This is a genomic window from Actinomadura logoneensis, from assembly GCF_003428695.1.
Taxonomy (GTDB): Bacteria; Actinomycetota; Actinomycetes; order Streptosporangiales; family Streptosporangiaceae; genus Spirillospora; species Spirillospora logoneensis.
This window is the reverse complement of record NZ_QURH01000333.1, coordinates 14,245-27,072: the sequence shown is the minus strand read 5'-3', so window position 1 is coordinate 27,072 and position 12,828 is coordinate 14,245. Positions and strand designations below refer to the sequence as shown.

13 protein-coding genes are annotated in these 12,828 nt (G+C 72.4%); 2 read left to right on the top strand and 11 right to left on the bottom strand.

The window, feature by feature from the left end; genetic code table 11:
* The 5 genes from DZF91_RS21690 to DZF91_RS39965 all read right to left on the bottom strand — a co-directional run.
* On the bottom strand, positions 1-456 hold a 456-nt coding region (locus DZF91_RS21690), incomplete at its 3' end, for a DUF3618 domain-containing protein (RefSeq protein ID WP_147341253.1).
* Positions 453-824, bottom strand: a complete 372-nt coding sequence (locus DZF91_RS21685; RefSeq protein WP_117359283.1) for a phage holin family protein — start codon at positions 822-824, stop codon at positions 453-455. The genes DZF91_RS21685 and DZF91_RS21690, both read right to left, overlap by 4 nt.
* 152 nt (positions 825-976) lie before the next feature.
* A complete protein-coding gene (locus DZF91_RS21680; RefSeq protein ID WP_147341252.1) occupies positions 977-1,273 on the bottom strand; it encodes a hypothetical protein in 297 nt (98 codons plus the stop codon).
* Between the two features lie 291 nt (positions 1,274-1,564).
* Positions 1,565-2,485 (bottom strand): DMT family protein, encoded by a 921-nt coding sequence (locus tag DZF91_RS21675; protein ID WP_117359281.1) that lies wholly within the window; start codon positions 2,483-2,485, stop codon positions 1,565-1,567.
* Between the two features lie 385 nt (positions 2,486-2,870).
* A complete protein-coding gene (locus DZF91_RS39965) occupies positions 2,871-3,149 on the bottom strand; it encodes a DUF4190 domain-containing protein (protein ID WP_158588005.1) in 279 nt (92 codons plus the stop codon).
* A gap of 553 nt (positions 3,150-3,702) precedes the next feature.
* On the opposite strand from DZF91_RS39965, the gene DZF91_RS21665 reads away from it, so the two are divergent.
* Positions 3,703-3,894: a DUF1059 domain-containing protein gene (locus DZF91_RS21665; RefSeq protein WP_117359279.1), complete on the top strand. Its 192-nt coding sequence runs from the start codon at positions 3,703-3,705 to the stop codon at positions 3,892-3,894.
* A 50-nt stretch (positions 3,895-3,944) separates the two neighbouring features.
* Here DZF91_RS21665 and DZF91_RS21660 read toward each other — a convergent pair whose 3' ends face one another.
* The 5 genes from DZF91_RS21660 to DZF91_RS21640 form a co-directional block, all read right to left on the bottom strand.
* The gene (locus DZF91_RS21660; RefSeq protein WP_117359278.1) at positions 3,945-5,540 is read right to left on the bottom strand and encodes an AMP-binding protein; all 1,596 of its coding nucleotides are present in this window, start codon (positions 5,538-5,540) and stop codon (positions 3,945-3,947) included.
* Positions 5,541-5,662: 122 nt separating this feature from the next.
* Positions 5,663-6,898 carry an argininosuccinate synthase-related protein gene (locus tag DZF91_RS21655; RefSeq protein ID WP_117359277.1) on the bottom strand — a complete coding sequence of 412 codons (1,236 nt, stop codon included), beginning with the start codon at positions 6,896-6,898 and terminating at the stop codon, positions 5,663-5,665.
* Between the two features lie 129 nt (positions 6,899-7,027).
* Entirely contained in the window at positions 7,028-8,572 is a 1,545-nt protein-coding gene (locus DZF91_RS21650) for a class I adenylate-forming enzyme family protein (RefSeq protein WP_117359276.1), read from the bottom strand.
* A 77-nt stretch (positions 8,573-8,649) separates the two neighbouring features.
* Positions 8,650-10,044, bottom strand: coding sequence for an MFS transporter (locus DZF91_RS21645; protein WP_117359275.1), 1,395 nt, complete (start codon positions 10,042-10,044; stop codon positions 8,650-8,652).
* 139 nt (positions 10,045-10,183) lie between these two features.
* Positions 10,184-11,155 (bottom strand): helix-turn-helix transcriptional regulator, encoded by a 972-nt coding sequence (locus DZF91_RS21640; protein WP_117359274.1) that lies wholly within the window; start codon positions 11,153-11,155, stop codon positions 10,184-10,186.
* A 141-nt stretch (positions 11,156-11,296) separates the two neighbouring features.
* Here DZF91_RS21640 and DZF91_RS21635 point away from each other — a divergent pair, with 141 nt between their 5' ends.
* Complete coding sequence (locus DZF91_RS21635; protein ID WP_117359287.1) at positions 11,297-11,692, top strand: RidA family protein; 396 nt, start codon at positions 11,297-11,299, stop codon at positions 11,690-11,692.
* A gap of 4 nt (positions 11,693-11,696) precedes the next feature.
* Here the strand turns inward: DZF91_RS21635 and DZF91_RS21630 are convergent, their stop codons facing one another.
* Positions 11,697-12,827: an MFS transporter gene (locus DZF91_RS21630; protein ID WP_117359273.1), complete on the bottom strand. Its 1,131-nt coding sequence runs from the start codon at positions 12,825-12,827 to the stop codon at positions 11,697-11,699.
* Position 12,828 lies beyond the last annotated feature (1 nt).

Here is a 12,828-nt window from a genome sequence, read left to right as displayed (position 1 = left end):
GGTCTGCTGCGCGGCGGCCAGTTTCTGCCGCCGGGTCGGCGGCTGAGCGTTCCGGCGGCGGCGCCAGAGCCACAGCGCGAGCCCGCCCGCGGCCCCGGCGGCCACGATGGCCCCGGTGCGGCGCCGCGCTCCCGGCTGCGCCTGCGGCTCGCCGCTGCTCTGCCTGGCCCGCTCGGCGATGTGGCGGGTCCTGTCCTGGACCTGCCGTCCGGCGTGCCCGGCCTTGTCCTTCGCGACGTGGGCGGCGTCGTGCGCCGAGGCGACCGCCTTGTCCCGGAGCTGTTCGGCGGTCTGCTTCGCCCGGGTGGTGACATCGGTCTTCGCCGCCAGGGCCTCGACCGTCTCGCCCACCTTCTCGCGCTGGTGCTCGACCTGCTCGCGCAGCTCGGCGACGTCGCCGGTGTGCGCGGCGGTCTTGTCGGTCGTGTTCTCGGTGCCGGTCGGGTCGATGGTCATCGGTGCGCCCTCGTCTTGATCTCGTTGATGTCCTGGCGGGTGGACTCGATCGCCTGCTCGGGCAGCGGCGGCTCCGCCTGCCCGACCTGGGAGCGACCCACCAGCGCCAGCGCCGCCGCCGCGGCCAGCAGGACCGCCCCGACGATCAGGGCCGAGGCCCACACGGGCAGCACCAGCGCCAGCGCCGCGATGACCGCCGCGAGCAGTGCCCCCACCCCGTAGAGCGCCACCAGTCCGGCGCCGCCGAACAGTCCCGCGCCGCGTCCGGCGTGGCGGCCCTTCTCCTTCATCTCCGCCACGGCCAGGCGCATTTCCGCGCGGACGAGCTCCGGAATCTGCTGACTCGCCTGCTTGACGAGTTCTCCCACCGATGGTTCCGAACCCGACGTTCGTGTCGTGTCCATGACCCCGTCACCTCCCCCTCGTCCGGTTTCCAACCGGGTCAGGCCGTACTTTCGGAATCCGTTCCCCCCACCACCGGGCTAAACGGCTCCAGTCCCCGGGTTTGGCAAGGCCGTGGTCAGGCGGCGGCGCTGCGCGGGCCCACCCGGTCCTTGGCCGTCCGACCGCCCGCGGTGCGGCCGCTTCCGGCGAGGACCAGGACCTCGCGTCGCACCGGCACGGCCGTCCTGCCGCCGGAGCCGGAGCGGGCCGGACGGTCGCCCTGGTCGGCCCGATCTTCCCGGTCGGCCCGAACGGCCTGGCCGGCTTGGTCGGCCTGGCGCCTGTCGGCGATCGAGGCCACGGAGGGATCGGCGCGGGAACCGGAAAGACCGGGGCGCGAGGTCGGCAGGAGGGCCGTTTCCAACCACTGCATGCCGATGAGAAGAACGAGACCTGCCGGTGGGATGAGGATCGCGGCGAGAATGGCTCTGCCTCCAATGTGCGAACGGGCAGCCGGTGCGTGCTCCCAGGCTTGAAGGGCGATGTTGGGCTACCGCTCACCAGGCGTCCCAAACATCACCGCGTGTCCAAGTCAGGGGCGGCAGGTGGCCGCGAGTCCCGTCCAGGCCAATGGGGAAGGGCGTTTCAGCGCGTGCAGAGGTCCAGCGGTTTTTGTTTCATCCGCTGGGGTCCCGTTGCCATTCGAGGTTGCGCGTGGGCGTGGTCAGCCGGAGGCGGGGAGTTCCTCCGCGTGGCGCTCGGTGGCGTGGGCGCCCTCGGGCGGCTCGCCGTACCACGCGACCGCGACGGCGCCCACCACCGCCAGCAGGAAGCCGATGACCGCCACCCAGGCGTAGCCCGGACGTGAGGCGTCGCCCAGCCAGACGACGCCGAGGGCGCCGGGGACCACGGTCTCCCCCACGACCAGCGCCGCCGTGGCGCCGTTGATCGAACCGATCTGCAGGGCGACGGTGTGGAGGTACATTCCGCCGATGCCGCCGACCAGGATGGCGTAGAGGGCGGGGTCGGTCAGCAGCGCGCCGGGGGCGAGCGGGTCCGCGCCGTTCAGCACCCGCACGCCGATGCCCACCACGCCGAATCCCAGGCCGGACAGCAGACCGGCCAGGATCGCGGCCTTCCCTCCCATCCAGCGCACCGCCAGGGTGCCGCCGCCGATCAGCAGCACCGAAGCCGCCAGCAGCCACCAGTGGGTGGACAGCGGGGTGTCGCCGCCGCCCTCGGGACCCGCGGCGCCGGCCAGCAGCACCAGGGCCGCGCAGACCACGGCGATCGAGGACCACTCCGCCCGGCCGAGCCGCACGCCCAGCAGCCTGATGCCCAGCACCGCGGTGATCACCAGGTTGGCGCTGATCACGGTCTGCGAGAGGAACAGCGGCAGCAGCCTCGCGGCCAGCGCCCCGAGCCCGAACCCGACGAAGTCGAGCACGGTGCCCACCATGAACTCCCAGGTAACGGCGGCCTTCGCGGTGGAGGAGAGGCTGGGGCCGCCGTGCAGGGTGGTGGCGGTCGTGGACCCGGCTGCGGCCTCGGCGCGGCTCGCCCGGCGGGATCCCATGGCCTGCAGGACCGACCCGACCCCGTAGCAGGCCGACGCGGACAGGGCGGTCATGAGACCAACGATCATCGATTCCTCCGTTCGCGCGTCCCGCACGGGACTGGGACCACCGCTGACGAGTGGCCGCCAAGCGCAGTCGAAGGGCATCCCTCCTGCAGAAGATGACGAGCGGTATGAGGAGGAAGTTCCGGAAACGCCTGGCGTTCCTGCCGACGCGGACGCGCGGGTCCGGGGCCTCGCCGACGCGTTCGGCGAGCACCGCCGCCGAGGGGCCGAACACGTCGGGCAGCCTGAGCACGGGACCGTCCAGCTCTCCGAGCCGTCCGCCGAGGAGGCGGTATGCGCCCGTCAGCGTCAGCGTGAGCGACACCCACGCCGCCGGCCCGGGTGTGCGGGGCGCGGCACTGCGGTACCCCACCGCGCTCCTCACACGTCCGGTCATGCCGGTGGGGCGTCAGGCCCCGGAGTGGCGGCTGACGAGCACGATGATGATGATCAGCATCCCGACCCAGGCGACCGTGCCGATGTAGCCCATGACGAGGCCGCCGATGCTCATGCCGCGTCCGGGCTCGCCGGTCCGCTTGACGCGGTGCAGCGCGAGATGCCCGAACACGATCGCCGACAGCGCGGAGATGAGGCCGAATATCCCCATGAAGCCGATGATGCTGAGGACGACCGCCGCGAAGCAGCAGAAAAGCCCGAAGCCACCGGCGAGGAGCGCGACGATCGCCATTCCGTTCGGCGTACTGCGAGCCGCAACGGGCGGCCCGCCATAGGGGCCGTAGGGCACCTGCGGACCGTACATATTCGGCGGCTGGGGCTGCTGCTGTCGGCCCTGCAGGTATGGCGCTCCGGGAGGCTGACCCCATCCGTTCTGCCCATAGGCGCCTTGGCCTTGGGAAGCGTCCCGACTCGGGGGTGGGACCTGCCGGCCGCCGTAAGGGCCGGAGTCGGACGGCTTTTCCTCGGGCAGCGGGGGCTGCTGCGGCGGTGGCGTCATTTTTCCGAGTCTAGACACGCGGAGCCTTTTCAGACATGGTCGATGACGCCTCGGAGGCTCCGACGAAAGCCCACTCACGAAGCCTTACCGAGTGCGATCGAACGACTCCCCAAAGTGGCCGGAACGCGCCTGGCGATGTCTCTCTTGACCCCTCTGAGCAGCAGTTTTAGTCTGGGAGGTGTGACCGGCCCCGGGGAGACGATCCGGCGGAGCGGCCGGACCTTCCCGCACCGGGGTCGGCGCGGTACCGACACCGTCGGCCTGCCGATGGAGAGGGAAGGGAGACATGCGCAAGGTAGCGGATTGCAGGGACTTCCCGAGCGAGACCAACTGCACGTTGGCCATCTCAGGCGAAGAAGACGAAGTAGTGCGGGCCGCCGCCGAACACGCGGCGTCCGTGCACGGGCACACCGACAGCCCGGAACTGCGTGAGCAGATTCGCGGGACGCTGAAGGACGAGGTGCCCCAGCACGCCTGAGAGTCGTTCCGAACGGCTTCTGAGAATCGCTTCTCAGGAGCCGATTCATGTCAGGTGAAGCGGGCTTGGAGTTCCACCTTGCGGACCTTGCCGGTGGCGGGGGCTCGGGGAAGGACGTCGACCGGCTCCAGCCGCTCCGGCCAGAAGAAGGCCGACATTCCCGCGTCCCGGAGAAGCGCCCGCACCTCGTCCAGGGTGACGGCGGCGCCGGGCGCGGGACGGACCACCGCGCAGATCATCTGGTCGGCGCCGCCCAGCACCGGGAGGCCGATCACCGCCGCCTCCTCGACGGCGGGGTGCGCCGTGAGGATCTCCTCCATCTCGGTGGTCGGGACGAAGAAGCCGTTGCGGAAGACGGTGTCCTTGGCGCGGCCGGTGATGCGGATGCCGCCCCTGCCGTCGTGGCGGGCCAGGTCGCCGGTGTCGAACCAGCCGTCGCCGTCGCAGAAGGACGCGTACAGCTCGTCCTGGCGCAGGTAGCCGAGGCACTGGGTGGGGCCGCGCACCCAGAGGACGCCGGCCTCCTCCGGCTGCCCGGGACGCGGGTCGATGCGGAACTCCATGTCGGCGATCGGGCTGCCGTCGCTGTGCGCGGCCCAGTCCACCGGGTCGTCCGGACGGGTGATGGTCACCGCGCCGTTCTCGGACATGCCCCACAGGGAGAACAGGCGGCGGCCGAGCACTTCGCCGACCTCGTGGACGAGCCGGGTCGGGATCGCGGCGGAACCGCTGACCACCCAGCGCAGGGCGGTGAGGTCGCGCGGCTCGGCGCGCTGGGCGTCCACGAGGGGGCGCAGGAAGTGCGGCGGGGTGTAGAGGTAGGTGACGCGGTGCTCGGCCAGGAGGTCCGCCATGGCCGCGCCGTCGGTGGAGTCCTGGAAGACGGCGGTCGCGCCGAGGACGAGCGGCAGGAGCATTCCGCGCACGAAGCCCGTGTAGTGCGTGTACGCGGCGATCATCGTCACGACGTCCTCGGCGCCCAGGTCGAACACCCCGGCCTCGCCGCGGATCGGCGCGTAGAGGGTGTTCTGGCTGTGCAGCACGCCTTTCGGCTCGCCGGTGGTGCCGGAGGTGAAGAGGGTCAGGTACGGCTCGTCCGGTCCGAGTCCGTGCTCGGGGAGGGGCGTGTCCCGGGGCGTCTCGAAGAAGAACGCGTGGAGGTCGAGGGCGCCGGCGGGTCTCGTCCCGCCCGAGACCACGACGTGTTCCAGGGACGGCAGTTCGGCGGCGAGGCGGAGGCCGAGCTCACCGCGCGCCTCGCCCTCGAACTCGGCGAGGGTGACGAACACTCTGGCCTCGGTCAGGCCGAGGTAGGCCCGCAGCTCACGCTCCCGGTAGACCGGGAGGAGCGGGCAGATCCGGGCGCCCGCGCGCAGGCACCCCAGGGCGAGGACGGTCAGCTCCCAGCCGTTGGTGAGCTGGACGGCGACGGTGTCTCCGGGACGGACGCCGAGCTCGACCAGGGCGGCGGCGCAGCGGTCGGTCAGCAGGCCGAGTTCGGCGTAGTCGAGCGTGCGGGTCGCCCCCGACCCGATCCGGCGGGCGATGACGGCGGGTTTGCCGGGCTGTTCGCGGATGTGCCGCCGCAGGTCGTCCAGGAAGGTCTCGTCCCGCCACCAGCCGCGCCGGCGGTATTCGTCGGACATCCGCGCCTCCTCGTCCGTCCGGAGACGATGGTGCTCCGGACCCGTGGTCAGTCGTTCGGCTCCTCTGCGCGTCCCCGCGCTGTGTTCCGCGTAGTGCCGCCACCGCCGGGGCGCGCGGCCGGTCAGTCGGTGGCGAAGTGGACGGACGACCGGGCCGTGGCACGTTCCCACGCGTCGCGGTCGCGGAGGTAGAGGGCGTTGCGGGCCTCGACGGCGAGCACCGCCATGCCGGTCCGGTCCAGGCGGTAGGTGATCCGGCCGGTCACGCGCTCGGCGACGGTCGCGACGAACGCCTGCGCGGCCCGGCGGAGCGAGCCGAACCAGCGTCCCTCCAGCGCCTCCCGCGTCCAGAGCTGTTCGACGGACAGCTTCTCCCGCATGGTCTCGGCGGGCACGGTGGCGCCCTCCAGCTGCCGGTAGGCGTGCAGGAGCAGGCAGGCGGCGGGCATCTCCCGCACCTCGAGGACCTTCTCGCCGCCGTCGATGTGCTCCAGGCCCGAGTAGCGGCCGAGGCCGAAGCGGCCGGCGCGGACGTTGAGGGCGCCGATCAGCGCGGGCAGCTCCAGGGGTTCGCCGTCCACGGCCACCGGACGTCCGGCCTCGAAGTCGATGGCGATCCTGTCCGGGCGGTCGGGCGGGACGGCGGCCGTCCAGGTGTAGAGGTCCTCGGGGACGGGGAACCACTCGGGGTCGTCCAGCAGGCCGGACTCGAACTCCCGGCACCACAGGTTGGAGTCCCCGCTGTGCGAACGGTTGGCGAAATCCGGAAAACCGGCCTTCTTCAATGCCGCCTGCTTTTCGTCACGGCCGATCGCGTCGAGTTCGTACGGGCTTCCGAAATACCCGTCGAAACCGAGGGCGGCAATGGAGGTGTTCAGCCTCCGCAGGCTGTTCTGCGACCTGTTGGCGGTGTGCAGCACCAATTGCGCGCCGACTTCTTCGGCGAGTTCCACCGCCACGCGGGCGAGCAGCGGACGACTCAAGGAGGAGCTCACCGGATGCATTCCGAGATAAACCGCCTGGGCGGCGATGGCGGGGGCCACGAACTCGTCGGCGAAGACCGCCGCGCGGTCGGCCAGGACGTGCCGGACGCCGAGCCGCGCCAGGCCGCCGGCGCTGTCGTCGTACTCGGCGTCGCCGCCCAGCCCCACCGACAGCGCGTGAACCTCCAGGTCAGGATGTCGGCTGAGCCGCCACAGCAGGTAGAAGCTGTCCAGCCCGCCGCTGAAGAGCGTCACCACCCGCCCGCCGGCCCGGGCCACCTCTTCGATGTGAGCGAATTCGCGGACGCATTTCTCGGTCCACACATCAAACCTCCGGTGCGGGGAGCAGCAACGCCGTTCCGAGGCCGACGCCATTCCGAAGCCTGGTGATCTTGAAGATACGACCCGCGAACGCGCCTCCGCCCCCGCGAAGGCGTTCGTTATCATCTTGCAACCGCGGCGATCTTCCGCCGCTCGCATTCCACGACCGGAGCAGGTCATGGTTCAGTTGACCTGGCGGTCCCGTCCCGCCCAGTAGGGCTTGCGCAACTCGCGTTTGAGGACCTTTCCGCTGTTCGACAGCGGCAGGGCGTCGACGAACTCGTAGCCGGTGGGCGTCTTCCAGGCGATCAGCGGCTCGCAGTGCCGCCGGATGTCCTCGGCGCTCGCCGTCCGGCCGTGCTTGAGCACGATGACGGCGTGCACCCTCTCCCCCGGCTTGTCGTCCGGGACACCGATCACCGCGACGGCGGCCACGGCCGGGTGCGCCGCGATCGCCTGCTCCACCTCGGTCGAGTAGACGTTCCAGCCGTCGACGTTGATCACGTCCTTGAAGCGGTCGACGATGTGCAGGTAGCCGTCCTCGTCCAGGTAGCCGCCGTCGCCGGTGTGGACCCATCCGTCCCGGACCGTCCGCGCGGTCTCCTCGGGCTTGTTCAGGTAGCCGAGCATCATCGCGCCGGTGCGGACGACGATCTCGCCCACCTCGCCGCGCGGCACCTCCGCGCCGTCCTCGTCCACGATCCGCACCTCGGCGCCGAGCGCGGGCCGTCCGGCCGAACGCAGCTTCCGGCCGGCGACGTGGTCCTCCGGCGGCAGCAGCGTGGCCAGGCCGAACTCGTTCATCCCGTACCACTGGTGGAACGCGGCGTTCGGGAACGCCTTCATCACCCTGGTCAGGAGCGCCTCGGTGATGGGCGCCGCGCCGTAGGCGATGCTCCGCATGCTGGACAGGTCCCAGGCGCCGATGTCCGGATGGTCGACGATCTGCTGCATGGTGCCCGGCGCGAACGGCGCGTGCGTGACCCGGTGGCGTTGGATGGCGTCCACGAGCCCTTCGACGTCGGTCGTGCGGGGGATGACCGTGAGCCCGCCCCAGATCCCCTGGATCAGCCAGGTCACCAGCATGGAGATCGAGGAGAAGTTCGACGTGATGAGGATGCGTCCGCCGGGGACGCCGTGGCACGGGACCCTCGCCGGCAGGATCAGCGCCTGGTGCACCAGAGCGGCGTGGCTGACCACGACGCCCTTGGCCTGCCCGGTCGTCCCGCTGGTGTAGACGACGCCGGCGGGGGCCTCGCCGTTCCGGCGGGCGTCCTCGACCGGCTCCGAGGACGCGATCAGCTCCTCGAACCCGGGCATGCCCGGCGGCGGCGGGCCGTCCCCCACATGGACGACCTGGCGCAGGTCGGGACAGGTTTCCCGGATCTCCGGCAGGCGGTCGAGGAACGCGTCGTCTACGAACAGGATCTCGGTTCGGGACTCGGCCAGCGCGTAGACCATCTCGGGCGTGCTCCACGCGGGGTTGACCGGATGGAACACCCCGTTCGCCCACGCCACCGCCAGGAAGAACTCGATGTAGCGGTCCGAGCCGAGGGCGAGCATCCCCACGTGCTCACCGTCCCCCACGCCGTACTCCCGCAGGGCCCCGGCCAGGCGCGCCACCCGGTCGGCCTGCTCGCGCGCCGTGCGGAACCGGTCGCCGTAGGCCGTGACCGGTTCGTCCGGGGCGAGCTGCAGGGCCCGATGGACGATGTGCGTGATGTGCATGCTCTCCTCCGAGTGGGGCGTGGTCTCCGAGTGGGGCGTGGTCTCCGAGTGGGGCGTCGTCTCCGAGTGGGGCGTGGTCAGCTCGTTCCCGCCGGTCCGGCCGTCCGGACGGCGGCGGGCGTCCGGCGGAAGACGGTCAGGGCCGTCGCGAGCATCAGCAGGGCGAGGACCAGCGCGCCGGTGAACGCCCCGGCGAGCGCCCGGACGAGCGGCCCGTCCACCCGCTCGTAGACGGCGACCAGGACGGCGACCCCGAGCGGCCCGCCGACCTGCGTCGTCTGGATGAGTCCGGACGCGCTGCCGTGCTCGCCGGCAGGCAGGCCGGTCATCGCCACGGCCGTCGCCGCCACCGACACCAGCCCGTGGCCCGCCCCGAACAGCAGCACCGGGCCGAGGATCACCGACACGAACGTGCTCGTCGCCGAGATCTGCGTCAGCCAGACCATGCCGGCGATGGTGAGCGACGACCCGGCCACCATGACCTTCATCGGCCCGGCGCGCGGCAGCAGCCACGGCACGGCCCGGTTCGCGGCGATCACGGTGGCCGTGGTGGGCAGGAAGGCGAGCCCCGTCTCCAGCGGCCCATAGTGGAGGACGCCCTGGACGTAGAGGGTGAGGAAGAACATCATCCCGCTCATCGCGGCGGTGAGGAGCAGCCGCATGAGGCAGGCGCCCGCGCGGTTCCGGTCGAGCAGCAGCCCCAGCGACATGATCGGCTGCTCTGCCCGCGACTCGACGGCGACGAACAGCGCCAGGAGGAGCAGCGCGCCGGTGAGCGCGAGGACGACGAGGCCGTCCCGCCAGCCGGAGTCGGCGGCGCGGACGACGCCGTAGACCAGGAGCGTCATGCCGGTGGTCGCCGTGAACGCCCCGGCGGCGTCGAAGCGTCCCCGGATCCGGGGTGACTCGTGCAGGCACCACCGGGAGAGCGCCACGACGACGATCCCGACGGGGACGTTGAGGAAGAACGTCCAGCGCCACGTCCCCCACTCGATCAGGAGGCCGCCGAGCACCAGGCCGAACATCATGCCGAGGCTGCCGGCGCTGGTCGTCACGGCGTAGGCGCGGTTGCGGGCGGCGTCGTCGGGGAAGCCAGTGGCGATCAGCGCCAGCGAACCGGGCCCGGCGAGCGCGGCGCCCGTCCCCTGCGCGGCCCGCGCGGCCAGGAGCGTCCCGGTGTCGAACGCGAGCCCGCCGACGAGCGAGGCGAGGGTGAACAGCGCGATCCCGGCGGTGAAGACGCGCCGGTGGCCGAGGATGTCGCCCGCCCGTCCCCCGAGTAACAGCAGTCCGCCGAACGCCAGCGTGTAGGCGTTGACGACCCAGGAGAGCTCGGCCGCGGAGGCGTGCAGCTCGCGCTGGATGCTGGGGAGGGCGATGTTGGCGATCGTCGCGTCCAGCAGCAGGATGACCTGACTCGCGGCAAGGATGCCGAGGGTCAAAGTACCGCGAGCCGGTGCAAAGGTCGCCATCGCCGGGAAGCGTACCCCGCCGCTTGTCGATCAAGGAAGCACTCCGGGACCTCGCCGAGGCCCGCGGGACGCCTTGCGCACGGCCGCTCCGGGCATGCTGAACTCCGCTGCGAGAAGCGCGCTCGCCGCGGCGCGACGGTCAGGACGTTTTGTAGCGTTCGGCCATTTCCGTGGCGCGTGCGTGCAGGGACTCGCGGAGCCAGTTCGGGGCCAGGGCCTCGGCGTTCGCGGCGAGTTGCCACAGGGCCCATTCGGCATGCCTCGGGTCCTGGAACGTCGCCTCCAAGCGCAGCCAGCCGTCCGGGTCGGATTCTTCGGTCAGGACGGCCAGCGCGGTCTCCACCAGGTCCGCGCGACGGGCCGGGTCCAGCCGCAGGAGGACGGTGACCTGATCGCCACCGGTGCGGAACCGGGTGCTCCGCTCCTGCCAGGCCCGGCTCAGATCGACGTGGGCCGGACGCTGGGCGGGTTCGGGCAGTTCCTCGGCGGCCAGGATGCGGGACAGCCGGTAGGTGCGGTCCGCGCCGGACCGCGCGGCCAGCAGGTAGCCCAAACCGCGGACGGTCACCAGACCGACCGGGTCCACCGTGCGCCACCTCGCGGGCTCGTTCCACGCCTCGTACCGGATGCGCAGCCGGCGACCGCCGAGGACGGCGCGCCTGACCTCGGCCATGACGGTGTCCGGCACGTCGTCGGGCGCCTGCCGCCGGGACAGCAGGTCGGTGTCGGGATCGACGAGCAGCCGCCGGGCGGCGTCGGCCGCGTTCTCCCGGTGGCTCTCGGGGAGGGCGTCGACCACCTTGAGCATGGCCGAGGCGAGCGCCGAGCCCAGGCCGAACGCCTGGGCGCCGCGCCGCGACCCGGCGATCAGCAGGGCGAGCGCCTCGTCGTGGTTCAGGCCGGTGAGATCGGTCCGGAATCCGGGGAGCAGCGCGAACCCGCCGTGCCGGCCGCGCTCGGCGTAGACCGGGACGCCCGCGGCCGAGAGCGCCTCGATGTCGCGGAGCACCGTCCGGGTGGAGACCTCCAGCTCGCGGGCCAGCGCGGGCGCGGACATCCGGCCGTGCCGGCGCAGCAACAGCACCAGGGAGACCAGCCGGTCGGCGCGCATGCCGGAGATTCTGCCGGAATACACGACAGAGGATGTCGTGATTCGCCGGAAGGCTACCGATGCGTCGGCAGGGAGCGCGGCCACCGGGGCCGGGAACCGCTCGTCACGCGTGCCGACGGACCGAAGGGAGCTGGTGTGGCGATGGAGCGGACGGCGGTCAACCCGTGGCCGTGGTCGGTGGAGCTGGGCTACAACCAGGGCGAACTCGTCTCCGGACACACCCGGACGCTGTACTGCGCGGGACAGGCCGCGATGGGCCCGGACGGCACACCCCGGCACGCCGGGGACATGGCGGCACAGCTGGCGTCGAGCCTGGACAACCTGGAGGCCGTGCTGGGCGAGGCCGGGATGGGGCTCGCGGACCTCGTCCGGCTGAACGTCTACACCACCGACGTCGACCGGTGCTTCGAGCACTACGGCGTGCTGGCGGCGCGGCTGGGCGCCGCCGGTGTCGCGCCGTCCACCACGATGCTCGGGGTGGCCCGGCTGGCACTGCCGGACCTGATGGTCGAGCTCGAAGGGACCGCCGTGGGGTGACGCTCTAGGGACGGCGGCGGGCGGCGGCCACCGTCAGGGGGACGAGGACGACCGCCGCGGCGAGGGCGGCGTATCCCCAGCCGAGGGCGGCGGTGGCGGCCACCGCGCCGACGAGCAGCGGGCCGCCCGCGTCGCCGAGTTCACGGCCGAGCTCGGCCGCTCCCATCGTCTGCCCCATCCGCTCCGCCGGGGTGGCCGCGGCCAGGGCGGCGAAGCCTATCGGCGTGACCAGGCCCGTCCCCGCGCCGATGAGGACCGCCGCGGCCAGCAGCCCCGCCAGACCGGGGACGACGGCGGCGGCGAGACCGCACGCCGTCAGCGCGAGGCCGCTGGCCAGGCCGGCGGGGACGGTCAGCCGTCCGTCGTCCAGGGCGCGTCCGGCCCACGGCTGGACGAGGCCCGCGCAGGCCGCCAGCAGGGAGACGGCGGCGCCGGTGGCCACCGGCCCGAGCCCGGCCGCCGAACCCGACAGCGGCAGGAATCCCACGCCGACCGCCAGGGCCGCGGTGGCGGCGGCCAGGGCCGTGACCGGACGCAGGAAGGCGGGGTCCGCGAGGCGGCGGCCGAGGTCCAGGAGGGTCTGCCGGGTCTTGGGCAGCGGCGGGACGACCGGGACGGCCAGGGCCGCCCAGACGGCGACGCCCGCGGCGAGCACCGTCAGGACGGCGAACAGCAGGGACAACCCGCCCGCCCAGACCAGCACGCCGCCGAGCAGCGGACCGGCCGTGTAGCCGATGCTCTTGAAGAAGCCGTAGGAACCGAACGCGCGACCGTGCCTGGCCCGGGGATTCAACCGGGCCACCAGCGCCGAGGCCGCCGGGGAGAAGGCGGAGGCGGAGGCTCCCTGCCCCAGCCGGGCGGCCCACAACCACGCCGGGTCCCGGACCGCGACGTACAGGGCGGAGGCGACGGCGAACGCGACCAGGCCGCCGATCAGGACGGAACGAGGCCCGACGCGGTCGGCGAGAGCGCCGAACACCGGCTTGAGGACGACCTCCGCGCCGTCGTACAGGGCGAGCAGGACGCCCAGGTACAGCACCGAGCGCACCAGGTCGCGGTCTCCCGCGCCGAGGTTGGCGGCGATGCCGTGGGCCCCGAAGGCGGTGGTGAACCCGGCCGCGTACAGCGGCCACATC

Excerpts from the sequence above, each read along its gene's own strand:
- DZF91_RS21640 (WP_117359274.1), bottom strand. The coding sequence starts at position 11,155 with ATGCGCGCCGACCGGCTGGTCTCCCTGGTGCTGTTGCTGCGCCGGCAC.
- DZF91_RS21660 (WP_117359278.1), bottom strand. The coding sequence starts at position 5,540 with ATGTCCGACGAATACCGCCGGCGCGGCTGGTGGCGGGACGAGACCTTC.
- DZF91_RS21665 (WP_117359279.1), top strand. The coding sequence starts at position 3,703 with ATGCGCAAGGTAGCGGATTGCAGGGACTTCCCGAGCGAGACCAACTGC.
- DZF91_RS21635 (WP_117359287.1), top strand. The coding sequence starts at position 11,297 with ATGGAGCGGACGGCGGTCAACCCGTGGCCGTGGTCGGTGGAGCTGGGC.
- DZF91_RS21630 (WP_117359273.1), bottom strand. The coding sequence starts at position 12,827 with ATGTGGCCGCTGTACGCGGCCGGGTTCACCACCGCCTTCGGGGCCCAC.
- DZF91_RS39965 (WP_158588005.1), bottom strand. The coding sequence starts at position 3,149 with ATGGCGATCGTCGCGCTCCTCGCCGGTGGCTTCGGGCTTTTCTGCTGC.
- DZF91_RS21655 (WP_117359277.1), bottom strand. The coding sequence starts at position 6,898 with ATGGCGTCGGCCTCGGAACGGCGTTGCTGCTCCCCGCACCGGAGGTTT.
- DZF91_RS21645 (WP_117359275.1), bottom strand. The coding sequence starts at position 10,044 with ATGGCGACCTTTGCACCGGCTCGCGGTACTTTGACCCTCGGCATCCTT.
- DZF91_RS21650 (WP_117359276.1), bottom strand. The coding sequence starts at position 8,572 with ATGCACATCACGCACATCGTCCATCGGGCCCTGCAGCTCGCCCCGGAC.
- DZF91_RS21680 (WP_147341252.1), bottom strand. The coding sequence starts at position 1,273 with ATGCAGTGGTTGGAAACGGCCCTCCTGCCGACCTCGCGCCCCGGTCTT.
- DZF91_RS21675 (WP_117359281.1), bottom strand. The coding sequence starts at position 2,485 with ATGATCGTTGGTCTCATGACCGCCCTGTCCGCGTCGGCCTGCTACGGG.